The organism is Micromonospora sp. CV4, assembly GCF_003667455.1.
Lineage (GTDB): Bacteria > Actinomycetota > Actinomycetes > Mycobacteriales > Micromonosporaceae > Micromonospora.
The window spans coordinates 21,863-34,429 of sequence record NZ_RCVI01000265.1 but is presented as its reverse complement, the minus strand read 5'-3'; the positions used below and the strand labels follow the sequence as shown (position 1 = coordinate 34,429).

Sequence of the window (12,567 nt, the reverse complement as noted above, 5' to 3'; positions counted from 1 at the left end):
GCGGGCGGGGGCGGCGCCGAAGGGCGTGGGCTCTGACCAGGTGTGACTCGCTGGCCGTGGAAAATCCTTTTCAATGTGTGCGAGATTCACCAATCGAACCTTCGGATTGAACCGGCTATAGGGGGATGAATCGATATTGGGAGGTCGCTACTAGGGACAAACGACCGTTCCCGGTATTTGGTGTGCGGGAGGGGGTGTTCCGGGCCATTCGCGAGACCACCAGGCACCGGCACCGCCCGACCTCCGAGGAAAGCGACGCAGTAGCTACTTAAGGTTTCTACCGTCACAAGACGGGCAGCGGACCCGAATGCCGACAGTCAGCCTCCTTCGTCCCGATCAACCACGAAAAGCCGCGGAGGGACACGGCCTCGTCGTGCGCCCTCCTGCGGTTCGGGCCGTCCGCGGTCGAGCGGTAGAGTCGCGACCGGCCGGTCGGGCGAGGGGAGAACTGGCCGGTCGGGCGAGGGGGAGACCGTGCTGCATCTGAGGGTGATCGCTCCGTCGGACCAGTCGGCGGCGGTGGCCGACCTGCTGGCCGCCGAGCCGGGGGTGACCCACCTCGTGGTGCTGCCCGGCGTCGCCCGCCAGCCACGCGGCGACCTCATCCACTGCGACGTCGTCCGGGAGAGCGCCGACCGCGTCCTGCAGGTCCTGCGACAGCTCGGTGTGGACGCGAGCGGCGGCATCGCCGCCGACGACGTCGAGCTGACGATCTCCGCGGCCGCCGACCGGGCGGCCGACCGGGCACCCGGCAGCGGCGCCGACGCGGTGGTCTGGGACGAGATCGCGGCGAAGACCGGCGAGCAGACCGAACTGTCCGGCACCTACCTGGCGCTGCTCACCATCGCCACCATGATCGCCGGCATTGGTGTCCTGCTGGACCAGCCGATCCTCATCGTCGGCGCGATGGTCGTCGGGCCGGAGTTCGGCCCTCTCGCCGCGCTCTGCGTCGCGCTGCTGCGGCGCCGGCTCGGGGTGATCGTCCGGTCGGTGCAGGCCCTCACGGTTGGCTTCCTCGCGGCCATGGTCGTGACCGTGGCGAGCACCTGGGCATTGAACGCCGCCGGACTGGTCAGTCGGGAGATGCTGCTCGCGGACCGTCCGCTCACCGACTTCATCTGGCGGCCGGACGCGTTGTCCTGGGTGGTCGGTCTGCTCGCCGGCGTGGCCGGCATGCTCTCGTTGACGTCGAAGAAGTCGGGCAGTCTGGTCGGGGTGCTGATCTCGGTGACCACGGTGCCGGCCGCCGCGAATGTGTCCGTGGCCGCCGCCTACGGGGTGTGGGACGAGGCGGGCGGGTCAGCCCTTCAGCTGGTGATCAACCTCTGCGCGATCGTCCTGGCCGGGCTGCTCACCCTCGCGGTGCAGCAGCTGTGGTGGTGGAACCTGGCCCGCCGGTCCCGTCGTCCAGCAGCCGGTTGAGCAACGTTCGCAACGGGATCGACTCGCCGTCGCGGCCCCCCGCCCCGATGATCAACGGCGCCGGGCTGGGTTGTGGATCGACGCCGAACAGCCGCGCCCGCACGCCGCCCGGCACCGTCAGCAGGTGGAACCGGCCGGCCACGTCCACCGCCCGGGTTTCGGCCCGGTCGACGTACCAGCCGGTCAGCCGGGTCCGGTAGCGGCCGCGCCCGTCGTAGCCCCGGGCGACCAGCCGGGTGGTGGGCAGCCCTCGCCGGGTCGCCTCGGCCACGAACCAGGCCACCAGCTCCGCCGCCTCGGCCTGCTCGGCGGCCCGCCGCCGCGCGTCCGCGTCGGCGTGCGCCCGCACCGCCTGTCGCTGCCGCTCCCGCCACTCCCGGCCGTCCCGCTCACTCACGACGCCGACGGTACGCCCGCGAGCGCCGCGCGGCTCAGTCGAGTACGGCCCGCAGGGTGTGCCGGGCGATGTCGGCCATCACCGTGTTGGTCTCGACGTAGTACGGCAGCGCGTTGATCGCCTGCATCAGGGCCCAGCCGCGCCCCCGCTCCCACCTGGCGTCGTCCACACCGAGCGCCCGCCGGTACGTCTCCCGCGACCCGGCGTCGAGCAGGTTCCACGCCGGCATCAGGTCCACCGCCGGATCGCCGACGCCGACCGTGCCGAGGTCGATGACCGCGGCCAGCCGGCCGCCGCGAACCAGCAGGTTGCCCGGCATCAGGTCACCGTGGATCCGCACGTCGCGATCGTCGCGCCGGGGAGCCTCCCGGCAGCGGTCCCACACGGCCGCGAGCCGGGCGGTGTCGGTCAGCTGGGTGCTGTCGGCGAGGGACGACCGAACGCCGGCGTCCTGGGCGGCCAACGGACCGCCCCGGCCGAACCCGGGCCACGCCCGACCGCCGGTGTCGACGCCGTGCAGCGCGGCGACGACGCCGGCCAGGTCGCGGGCGAAGGCGTCCAGGTCGTCGATCCGGTCGTGCCGCGCCGGCTCGCCGGGGATCCAGCGGTACGCCGTCCACGGCCCGGGATACCCCTCGCCCGACTCGCCGAGGCCGAGCGGTTCGGGCACCGCGATCGGCAGGTGCGCGGCGAGCAGCCGCGCGTACTCCTGCTCCTGCCGCAGCTCGGCACGCAACTCGGGGTCCCCGGTGGGCTGCAGTGGGAACCGCAGGACGACCTCCGGGCCGAGCCGGAAGAGGGCGTTCACCGTGCCGGACGACGGGAGCGGGCGTACCGGGAGGGCCCGCCACTCGGGAAACTGCTCGGCCACCAACGCGGCGACCACGTCCGCGGTGACGTCGACCTGGTCGGTATGCATCCTCACCGCGAGATCATCACCCCGAACCCCACCGCCAAGCGATCCGATTTCCCGCGCCCCGCGCCCGCGCCCGCGCCCTACGTCCCGCGTCCCGCGCTCCCGCCTTAGACGCTCGTGTCCCGGCGCTTTCAATCCTGGCTGGCCCCTCTCCAGGCGATCCCCGCCTGTGGCGGCCCGACCCTCAGCCGCCTGACCGCGGGCGGCGGCCTCACCCCAACCCGGGCCCGATCTCCACCTGACCTCGTTCGCTGGCCGCCCACGCCCCGAAGCCCGTCCTGACCTGCCCCAGATCTTCAAGCGCGCTGCGAGCGACCGCAGATCTTGGACAGTTTCCGTTCCGACCTGACGGAAACTGTCCAAGATCTGCACGTCGGGCGCCGGCGGGCCTGCCGCATGGGGCAGCTCGACAGCGTTCGGGTGAGGAAATAGCCGGGCGGTCACCGCGGGTGGCACGGTGTCTGCCGTCCGGGATGGCCGCCCACCTGGCGGGCATCCCGGACGGCGTCGCGGTGGGCGTGTCGCCGTGCCTGGTTGGTCAGGCCAGTCCGGCGCGGCGCAGGGCCTCGGCCATCGCGTCGTTGGCCGGCGCGGGCGCGCCGCCGCCCCGACCCTGCCGCTGCTGACCGCCGCGTCCGGCCTGCGAACCGCGCTGGTCGGGGCCGCCGCGTCCGGCCTGCGAACCGCGCTGGTCGGGGCCGCCGCGTCCGCCCTGGGAACCGCGCTGGTCGTGGCCGCCGCGTCCGCCCTGCGAACCGCGCTGGTCGGGGCCGCCGCGTCCGCCCTGCGAACCGCGCTGGGCAGGGCCGCCTCGTCCGTCCTGCGAACCGCGCTGGGCCGGGCCGCCGCGTCCGTCCTGGCCGGTCCGGCCGGGGCGGGCACCCTGCCCGTCCCGTGCGCCGTCGGGCGCCGCGCCCGGCTCGTCGTCGAGGCGCAGGGTCAGCGAGATCCGCTTGCGGGGTACGTCCACGTCGAGCACCCGGACCTTGACCACGTCGCCGGACTTGACCACCTCGCGGGGGTCCTTCACGAAGGTCCGGGACATGGCCGAGACGTGCACGAGGCCGTCCTGGTGCACCCCGACGTCCACGAACGCGCCGAACGCGGCCACGTTGGTGACCACGCCCTCCAGCACCATGCCCGGCGTCAGGTCGCCGATCTTCTCCACGCCCTCCACGAAGGTGGCGGTGCGGAACTCCGGCCGAGGGTCGCGCCCCGGCTTCTCCAGCTCGGCGAGGATGTCGGTGACGGTGGGCAGGCCGAACCGGTCGTCGACGAAGTCGGTCGCCCGCAGCCCGCGCAGGATCCCACTCTTGCCGATCACCGAGCGCAGGTCCTGGCCGGTGCTGGAGAGGATCCGGCGCACCACCGGGTACGCCTCGGGGTGCACACTGGAGGAGTCCAACGGGTCGTCACCGTCGGGGATGCGCAGGAACCCGGCGCACTGCTCGAACGCCTTGGGCCCGAGCCGCGCCACCTTCTTCAGCTCGGTACGCGACCGGAACGGCCCGTTGGCGTCGCGGTGCAGCACGATGTTCTCGGCCAGCCCGGCGCCGATGCCGGAGACCCTGGTCAGCAGTGGCGCGGAGGCGGTGTTGACGTCCACCCCGACCGCGTTGACGCAGTCCTCCACGACCGCGTCCAGCGACCGGGACAGCTTCACCTCGGACAGGTCGTGCTGGTACTGGCCCACCCCGATGGACCGCGGGTCGATCTTGACCAGCTCGGCGAGCGGATCCTGGAGCCGGCGGGCGATGGACACCGCGCCGCGCAGCGACACGTCCATCCCGGGCAGCTCCTGGGAGGCGTACGCGGAGGCCGAGTAGACCGACGCGCCGGCCTCGGAGACCACCACCTTCGTCAGGTTGAGCTGCGGGTGCCTCTTGATCAGGTCACCGGCCAGCTTGTCGGTCTCCCGGGAGGCGGTGCCGTTGCCGATTGCCACCAGCTCGACGCCGTGCGCGCCGGCCAGCCGGGCGAGGGTCTCGATCGACGCGTCCCACTGCCGGCGCGGCTCGTGCGGGTAGATGGTGTCGGTGGCGACCACCTTGCCGGTGGCGTCCACCACGGCCACCTTGACGCCGGTACGCAGGCCCGGGTCCAGCCCCATCGTGGGGCGGGTGCCGGCGGGCGCGGCGAGCAGCAGGTCCCGCAGGTTCATGGCGAAGACGCGTACCGCCTCCTCCTCGGCGGCCTGCCACAGCCGCATCCGCAGGTCCGCGCCGAGGTGGATGAGGATCCGGGTGCGCCACGCCCAGCGGACCGTGTCGGCGAGCCAGCGGTCGGCCGGGCGGCCGGCGTCGGACACACCGAACCGGCCGGCGATCACCTCCTCGTACCGGCTCGGGCCGGTCGGCGCGGCGTCCGCCTCGCCGGCCTCCTCCGGCTCCATGGTCAGGTCGAGCACACCCTCCTTCTCGCCCCGGAACATGGCCAGGATCCGGTGCGAGGGCAGCTTCGGGTACGGCTCGGAGAAGTCGAAGTAGTCGGCGAACTTGGCGCCGGCCGTCTCCTGCCCCTCGCGTACCCGGGACACCAGCCGGCCCCGCGACCACATCTGCTCGCGCAGCGTGCCGATCAGGTCGGCGTCCTCCGCGAAGGTCTCGATCAGGATCGCCCGCGCGCCCTCCAGCGCGGCGGCGGCGTCGGCGACGCCCTTCTCCGCGTCGACGAACCCGGCGGCGGTGGCGCGCGGGTCCTGGGTGGGGTCGGCCAGCAGCGTCTCGGCCAGCGGCGCCAGCCCGGCCTCGCGGGCGATCTGCGCCCGGGTCCGCCGCTTCGGCTTGTACGGCAGGTAGATGTCCTCCAGCCGGGACTTCGAGTCGGCGGCCATGATCTGCGCTTCCAGGGCCTCGTCCAGCTTGCCCTGGCCCCGGATCGACTCCAGGACCGCGGCCCGCCGCTCGTCCAGCTCGCGCAGGTAGCGCAGCCGCTCCTCCAGGGTGCGCAGCTGGGTGTCGTCGAGCAGGCCGGTGGCCTCCTTGCGGTAGCGGGCGATGAACGGCACGGTGGCGCCGCCGTCGAGCAGCTCCACGGCCGCCCGCACCTGACGCTCGGCCACGCCGAGCTCGTCGGCGATCCGCTGATGAACAGACTGGGTCACGATCTCGATCCGCCTTCGACTCGATCCGCCTTCAAAGAGCGGGTACCGCCTGCATTGTGCCGGGCGGTCCCGGCCGTTGTCGCCGCGCCCGGCCGGGGTGACCCGGCGGCGGCCCCGCCGTGCCTGCGCTAGCGTGGCGATCATGGAAACAGCTGCGGAGCCGCGCGCCCGGCGGCTCTTCGGCGGCAGCGCCCGGGCCCTCGGCGACCTCACGGCCAACCCGTTCCGCGCCGACCGGGACCGGATCGTCGGCTCGCCGTTCTTCGCCCGGCTCGGAGGCGTCACCCAGGTGATCAGCCCGGTCGGCTCCGGCCTGCTGGTGCACAACCGGCTCACCCACAGCCTGAAGGTCGCCCAGGTGGCCCGGGCGATCGCCGAGCGGCTGACATCCGACGAGCGGTGGCGTGACCTGCTGGACAAGCTCGGCGGCTGCGACCCGGACGTCGTGGAGGCCGCGGCGCTCGCCCACGACCTGGGCCACCCGCCGTTCGGGCACCTGGGGGAGCGGGTGCTGGACCGGCTGGCCCGGCAGCGCCTCGGCCTCAGTGACGGCTTCGAGGGCAACGCCCAGTCGTACCGGATCGTCACCAGCACCGAGATCCGGGGCGCGGCCACCACCGGGCTGGACCTGACCGCCGCGGTCCGCGCGGCGATGCTGAAGTACCCGTGGACCCGGCTGGACCACCCCGACCCGCACCCCCGCCTGCTGGACCCGCCGCCGCGCGGCGCCACCCCGCCGCCGGACGACCCGGCGAGCGGCTCGTCGAAGTTCGGCGCCTACCGGACCGAGCTCGACGACCTGCGCCAGGCCCGGGAGCCGTTCGCCGGCCGCATCCCGGACTGGCAGCAGACCGTGGAGGCGTCCGTGATGGACACCGCCGACGACATCGCGTACGCCATCCACGACGTGGAGGACTTCTACCGGGTCGGAGTGCTCCAGCAGGGCTCGGTCTCCGCCGAGCTGATGGCCTGGCAGCGGGAGAGCGGGCACTTCCGGGCGATCACCGACGCGGCGCTGGCCACCGCCGCCCGGCGACCCGGAGCGGCGATCGAGCGGCTGCGCCGGCAACTGCACCGCAAGGACGCCTGGATCGCCGACGACGACGCGTTCGCCGCCGCCGTCGAGCACGTCCGCGAGGAACTGGTCGACGGGCTGCTGGCGATGCCGTTCGACGGCTCGATCGAGGCCGAGCAGTACGTGGCGCGCTTCTCCGCCCGCTGGTCGACCCGCTTCGTCGAGGCGATCACGGTCACCGACCAGCCGTCGGTGCGCTCCGGGTACGTGCTGCTCGGCTGCGCCCAGTGGCACGAGGTGCAGGTGCTCAAGTTCGTCCACCACCGGTTCGTGCTGGCCCGCCCCGACCTCGCCCTGCACCAGCGCGGCCAGGCCCGGCTGCTGGGCACCCTGGTCGAGGCGCTGTGGGAGTGGCTGCTCGACCCGGAGGAGGAGTCCCGGTTGCCCCGGCGGCTGCACGACCTGGTCGAGCTGGCCGAGGCGGAGCTGCACCCGCGCACCTCGGACCGGATCGGCCGGGCCCGGGGCCGGGCCATCGTGGACTTCGTCGCGCAGCTCACCGACGGTCAGGCGGTGGCCATGCTGGACGCGCTCTCCGGCCGCTCCGGCGCGCTCTGGACCGACGCCTTCGTGCTCTGAGCTCAGGCGACGGCCTGCCACCAGCCGTCCACGGCGGGTGGGTCGTCGACCACCACGCGCTCGCCGGGGCGGGGAACGGCCAGCCGGACGTCACGAGCCTTCGCCTCGGCCCAGAGCCGGTTCACCGGCTCGGACCAGTCGTGCAGGGCCAGGTTGAACGTCGCCCAGTGCACCGGGATGAACAGCCCGCCGCGCAGGTCGAGGTGGGCGTCGACCGCCTCCTCGGGGAACATGTGGATGGTCGGCCAGGCCCGGTCGTACGCGCCGATCTGCATCAGCGTCACGTCGAACGGCCCGTGTTCCGCGCCGATCGCCGCGTACCCGTCGAAGTAGCCGGAGTCGCCGGTGTAGAAGACCTTGCGGGACGTCCCCTGGATCACCCAGGAACTCCAGAGCGTGCCGTCACGGCGCAGCCCCCGGCCGGAGAAGTGCTGGGCCGGCGTCGCGATGACCGTCAGCCCGTCGATCTGGTGACTCTCGGACCAGTCCAGCTCGATGATCCGGTCGGCCGGCACCCCCCACCGGTCCAGGTGGGCCCCCACCCCCAGCGGCACCAGGAACGGCGCGGACTGCCGGGTGACCAGCTCCTGGACGGTGGCCATGTCGAGGTGGTCGTAGTGGTCGTGGGAGATGAGGATCGCGTCGAGCTGGGGCAGCTCGTCGAGGCGTACCGGGGGTTCGTGCAACCGACGGGGACCGACCAGGGCCGACGGGGAGCAGCGTTCGCTCCAGACCGGGTCGATGAGCACCCGGTAGCCCTCGATCTCCACCAGGGCGGAGGCGTGGCCGTACCAGATGACACCGAGTTCCCGGTCGGTGCCGGAGGTGGCCGGCTCCTCGGCCGGACGGAGCAGCGGCACCGCGGTGCTCGGGCGGCGCTTCTGCTTGCCGAAGATCAGCTCGCGGAGCAGGTTGCGGCCCGGGTCGGCGACCATCGTGCGGGTGCCGGCCTGGTTGTGGAAGGTGCCGTCGCGGAACTGGGGCGAACGGGCCGCCCGCTCGGCCCGGACGCCGGCGAGCCGGCCACCCAGTGCCGCCGGCACGTCCCGGGCCACCCAGGCCAGGCCGGCCAGAGCGGCCAGCCCTGCCGCGCCGCCCAACCGTCGCCCGAGCGACCGCTCGACCTCCGTGCGTTCCGCTGGTGCCATCGCCGTCCCTCCGCCGTGTCCCGCACTACACGGTAGTCACCCGGGCCGGCTCGTGCCCCGGCGGTCGGCGCACCGGGCCGGCCGCCGCCGCGGCGGCCGGCCCGGGAACGTGCTCAGCCGCCGTTGCTGGGCCGCCGGGTCGCGATCCGGTACGCCGTGCCGGCGCCGGCGAGCCGGTCCACCGCGGCCAGGAACCGGGGCCCCATGGCGGCCCGGGCCTGCACCGCCGGGTGGGTGGCGCCGAAGTCGTCCGGGTCGGCCTGCCCGTCGGCGAACAGCGCGTAGGTGAGCACCGCGGCGCCGGAGCGGTCGAAGATGATCCCGGCCTCGTGCCGGGCGTCGGCGAACCAGCCCGCCTTGGTGGCGATCCGGGCCCGCTCCTCGGAGGACATGGTGCGGCGGATGCCGTCGGTGAACGCCACCGGGGCGCGCAGAAGCCCGAGCAGGAACGCCGTCGACGCGGGGGAGAGCAGGGTGCCGGCGACCAGGGCGCGCAGCAGGTCGTGCGTCTCCCGGGGGGTGCTGGTGCCGAGGAAGAACCGGTTCGGGTTGGCCACCGGCTCGACCTGCGTGTTCGGGAAGCCCTTGGCGACCAGGATGGCGTTCAGCTCGGCGGCCGGGCACACCGACCCGCACAGGCGCACCGCCGTGTCGTCGGAGACGGTCAACAGGGTGGCCAGCACGTGCCCGAGGGTCACGCTGCTCGGGTACGCGCCGTCCAGGCTGAAGATGCCGTCGCCGCCCGGTACGACGATCGCCTCGGTCACCTCGACCCGCTGGTCCAGCGTGAGCAGCCCCCGGTCGATCTTGTCGAGCACCGCCGTGGCGACCGCGATCTTGTTGACGCTGTACGCCTCGATCCGCCGGTCCGCCTCGGCCGACACCGCGACCACGGGCGCTCCGGCGGGGTCAGCCACGCTGACGTACGCCTGCCAGTTGCCGCCGGCCTCGGTGCTGAGCCGGGAATAGCTGGCGGCGACCCGGCGGGCGGCCTGGGCCGGGGTGGTCGGCCTCGGTTCGGTCGTTGCGGCGGCGCTCGCCGGGCCGGCGGCGCCGAGCACCGTACCGGCGGTGGCCACGGTGCCCAGCCCGAGCGCGGTCCTGCGGTTCAGTCGGATGGTCAATCGTCTCCCCCATCGTGGTGCGCCGGAGCGCTTGCCGGACCACCACACTAGGCGAGTTGATCGATGCAAGGTGCCCCCCGACCGCTCAGCTGAGCCGGCGGCGCAGCACGCCGCCCACCGGCCCGGGCACGCCGCGGGCGAGCTGCCGCAGGTCAGGAAGGTGACCGCCGCGCACCGCCTCGCCGAGCGGGTTCGGGGCGAAGACCGTGCCGTCGTGCGCGTCGACCGGCCGCCCGCTCAGGCCCGCCAACCGCATCAACGGGCCGACCAGGACGTCGTACACGCCGGGCAGCATGGTGAAACCGGCACGCAGCACCACGTTCAACCGGCCCACGGACACCTCCCGACGGGGCCGGTCCACGCAGTCCACGATGGCCCGGGCCACCCGCTGCGGGCTGGTGACCGGCGGTGGGGGCCGGCCGACCCGACCCAGGTAGTTGGCCGCCTGCTGGTACACCGGGGTGTCCACGCTGCCCGGGTTGACCAGGCACAGCCGGATCCGCGGGCTGTCGCGCAGCTCCTGCTGCAGGGTCCGGACCAACCCCTGCAAGCCCCACTTGCTGGCCACGTAGGCGCTCATGTACGGCGCGGTGATGTGCCCGAGCACCGAACCGGTGAGGATCAGGGTGCCGGCCCCGGTCGCCCGGAAATGCCGCAATGCCACCCGCGCCGATCCGGCCGCGGCCAGCAGATCGGTCCGCACCACCTGGTCGAAGACCCGTTCCGGCAGTTCGTCGAAGCGCCCGTAGGCCATCACGGCGGCCGTGTGCACCCAGACGTCGATGCGGCCGAACCGGTGCGTCGCGGCGCCCGCGAGCGCCTCCAACGCGCCCGGCTCGGTGACATCGGTGGGCACGGTCAGCACGTCGACGTCGGGGCACTCCGCGCGTACCTCGGCCAGGGTCTGTGTGGCGCGGGCGGCGCGGTCGCCGCGCTCGGCGAACGCCCGGGCCGTCGCCCGGCCGATCCCGCTGGTCGCACCGGCGATCACCACGACCCGGCTCACGGAGCGAGCACGACCTTGATGCAGCCGTCCTCCTTCTTCTGGAACATCTCGTACGCCTCCGGCGCCCGGGCCAGCGGCACCCGGTGGGTCCGCAGGTCCTCCACGCCCAGCGGATCGTCGTCACCGGCGAGCAGCGGCAGGATCTCGTCGGTCCACCGGCGCACGTGGCACTGCCCCATCCGCAGCTGGATGCCCCGGTCGAACATCTCCATCAGCGGCATGGGGTCCGCCTCGCCGCCGTAGACGCCGGAGAGCGAGACGGTGCCACCACGGCGGACCGACTTCAGCGCGGCGTGCAGAACCGAGAGCCGGTCCATGCCCACCCGGTCGGTCATCGTCTGGGCCAGCTTGTCCGGCAGCAGCCCGACGGCGGCGTGGGCCAACTTGCCCACCGGTGAGCCGTGCGCCTCCATGCCCACGGCGTCGATCACCGCGTCGGGGCCGCGTCCGTCGACCAGGTCGATCAGCGCGCCCGGCACATCGTCGAGCTCCCGGACGTCCAGCACCTCGATGCCGTGCCGGCGGGCCAGCTCCAGCCGCTCCGGCACCAGGTCCAGGCCGATCACGCGACCGGCGCCGAGATGACGGCCGATCCGGGCGCAGAACTGGCCGACCGGGCCCAGCCCGAACACCGCCAGCGTGCCGCCGGGCGGGGTGTCCGCGTACTTCACCGCCTGCCAGGCGGTGGGCAGGATGTCGGAGAGGTAGAGGTAGCGCTCGTCGGCGCCGGTCTGCGGAACGGTGATCGGCCCGAAGTGGGCCTGCGGAACGCGCAGGTACTCGGCCTGCCCGCCCGGGACCGAGCCGTAGAGCGAGGTGTAGCCGAACAGCGCCGCGCCCTTGCCCTCGCTGGTGACCTGGGTGGTCTCGCACTGCGCGTACAGCTGGCGCTGACACATCCAGCAACTGCCGCAGGAGATGTTGAACGGCACCACCACCCGGTCGCCGGGCTTGAGCCGGGTCACCTCCGGCCCAACCTCCTCGACGATGCCCATCGGCTCGTGGCCGAGGATGTCGCCCGGCTTCAGGTACGGCCCCAGCACCTCGTACAGGTGCAGGTCAGACCCGCAGATCGCCGTTGAGGTGATCTTCACGATCGCGTCGGTCGGCTCCTCGATCCGGGGGTCCGGGACCTCCTCGACCCGTACGTCCCGCTTTCCTTGCCAGGTCAGTGCCTTCATGCCGCTCGTCCCTTCTCCGGTACGCCTACCGGACTGCTACCCGCGCTCCGGCACTTGAACCGGTCCGGAGTGGCTGCCTCGGAGGGCTGGGGGCGAACGTCCTGGCTCGGAGGTGGTTGCGGCGGGGCTGGGGGCGACGTCCCCGGCTCCGGGCGGTCAGGCTTGATCCCTGCGCCGGGAACGGTCGCCCCCCAGCCCGGTGGTCATCCGGCGCCCGTGCGTCCCGAGGAGGTGGTCCGCCCTGTTGATCGACCCGCGTTTCAAAAAGGCGGGGTGTCCCAGGCGCAGTGACAGGCCGGTTTTCCGGAAACCGAGTCGATCTAGCCGCCGGCCCGACCCATGGGCGTGATCGACTCCGTTTGGCCGACATGGCGGTATCTGAGCGACTCGACACCACGACATCGGCGATACGGAGTGGATCACCCCCAATGGGCGGGCCGAGCCGGGCTGGCCGAGCCGGGCGGGCCGGGCGGGCTGAACTGGGCTGGGCTGGCGGGTCGGCGATCAGGAGTCAGCGGGCGTACCAGGACGTGCCGCAACAGACGGACGAGACGCTGACCAGGTCAGGGCTGGGGCGACCGTCCCCGGCGGAGGGATCAAGCCTGACCGCCCGGAG

Annotated in this window: 9 protein-coding genes; 2 read left to right on the top strand and 7 right to left on the bottom strand. The window is 73.3% G+C overall.

Features of this window, described 5'->3' with window-relative positions:
* Positions 1-474: 474 nt before the first annotated feature.
* Positions 475-1,422 carry a DUF389 domain-containing protein gene (locus EAD98_RS16050; protein ID WP_121654870.1) on the top strand — a complete coding sequence of 316 codons (948 nt, stop codon included), beginning with the start codon at positions 475-477 and terminating at the stop codon, positions 1,420-1,422.
* Here EAD98_RS16050 and EAD98_RS16045 read toward each other — a convergent pair.
* The 3 genes from EAD98_RS16045 to EAD98_RS16035 all read right to left on the bottom strand — a co-directional run bounded on the left by EAD98_RS16045 (position 1,352) and on the right by EAD98_RS16035 (position 5,838).
* Complete coding sequence (locus EAD98_RS16045; protein ID WP_121654869.1) at positions 1,352-1,819, bottom strand: hypothetical protein; 468 nt, start codon at positions 1,817-1,819, stop codon at positions 1,352-1,354. The genes EAD98_RS16050 and EAD98_RS16045 overlap by 71 nt on opposite strands.
* A gap of 34 nt (positions 1,820-1,853) precedes the next feature.
* The gene (locus EAD98_RS16040; protein WP_121654868.1) at positions 1,854-2,738 is read right to left on the bottom strand and encodes an aminoglycoside phosphotransferase family protein; all 885 of its coding nucleotides are present in this window, start codon (positions 2,736-2,738) and stop codon (positions 1,854-1,856) included.
* 535 nt (positions 2,739-3,273) lie between these two features.
* Positions 3,274-5,838 carry a Tex family protein gene (locus EAD98_RS16035; RefSeq protein WP_121654867.1) on the bottom strand — a complete coding sequence of 855 codons (2,565 nt, stop codon included), beginning with the start codon at positions 5,836-5,838 and terminating at the stop codon, positions 3,274-3,276.
* Between the two features lie 142 nt (positions 5,839-5,980).
* Here EAD98_RS16035 and EAD98_RS16030 point away from each other — a divergent pair, with 142 nt between their 5' ends.
* On the top strand, positions 5,981-7,492 hold the full coding sequence (locus tag EAD98_RS16030; RefSeq protein WP_121654920.1) for a deoxyguanosinetriphosphate triphosphohydrolase family protein: 1,512 nt from the start codon (positions 5,981-5,983) through the stop codon (positions 7,490-7,492).
* A gap of 2 nt (positions 7,493-7,494) precedes the next feature.
* On the opposite strand, the gene EAD98_RS16025 is transcribed toward EAD98_RS16030, so the two are convergent.
* From EAD98_RS16025 to EAD98_RS16010, 4 genes are all read right to left on the bottom strand, one after another.
* Positions 7,495-8,640 (bottom strand): MBL fold metallo-hydrolase, encoded by a 1,146-nt coding sequence (locus tag EAD98_RS16025; protein ID WP_121654866.1) that lies wholly within the window; start codon positions 8,638-8,640, stop codon positions 7,495-7,497.
* A 113-nt stretch (positions 8,641-8,753) separates the two neighbouring features.
* Complete coding sequence (locus EAD98_RS16020) at positions 8,754-9,764, bottom strand: serine hydrolase (RefSeq protein WP_121654865.1); 1,011 nt, start codon at positions 9,762-9,764, stop codon at positions 8,754-8,756.
* An 85-nt stretch (positions 9,765-9,849) separates the two neighbouring features.
* Positions 9,850-10,770, bottom strand: coding sequence for an SDR family NAD(P)-dependent oxidoreductase (locus EAD98_RS31840; RefSeq protein WP_121654864.1), 921 nt, complete (start codon positions 10,768-10,770; stop codon positions 9,850-9,852).
* Positions 10,767-11,951: a zinc-dependent alcohol dehydrogenase gene (locus tag EAD98_RS16010; RefSeq protein WP_121654863.1), complete on the bottom strand. Its 1,185-nt coding sequence runs from the start codon at positions 11,949-11,951 to the stop codon at positions 10,767-10,769. The genes EAD98_RS31840 and EAD98_RS16010 overlap by 4 nt, the downstream gene beginning before the upstream one ends.
* Positions 11,952-12,567: the final 616 nt, after the last annotated feature.

Excerpts from the sequence above, each read along its gene's own strand:
- EAD98_RS16040 (WP_121654868.1), bottom strand. The coding sequence starts at position 2,738 with ATGCATACCGACCAGGTCGACGTCACCGCGGACGTGGTCGCCGCGTTG.
- EAD98_RS16030 (WP_121654920.1), top strand. The coding sequence starts at position 5,981 with ATGGAAACAGCTGCGGAGCCGCGCGCCCGGCGGCTCTTCGGCGGCAGC.
- EAD98_RS16025 (WP_121654866.1), bottom strand. The coding sequence starts at position 8,640 with ATGGCACCAGCGGAACGCACGGAGGTCGAGCGGTCGCTCGGGCGACGG.
- EAD98_RS16010 (WP_121654863.1), bottom strand. The coding sequence starts at position 11,951 with ATGAAGGCACTGACCTGGCAAGGAAAGCGGGACGTACGGGTCGAGGAG.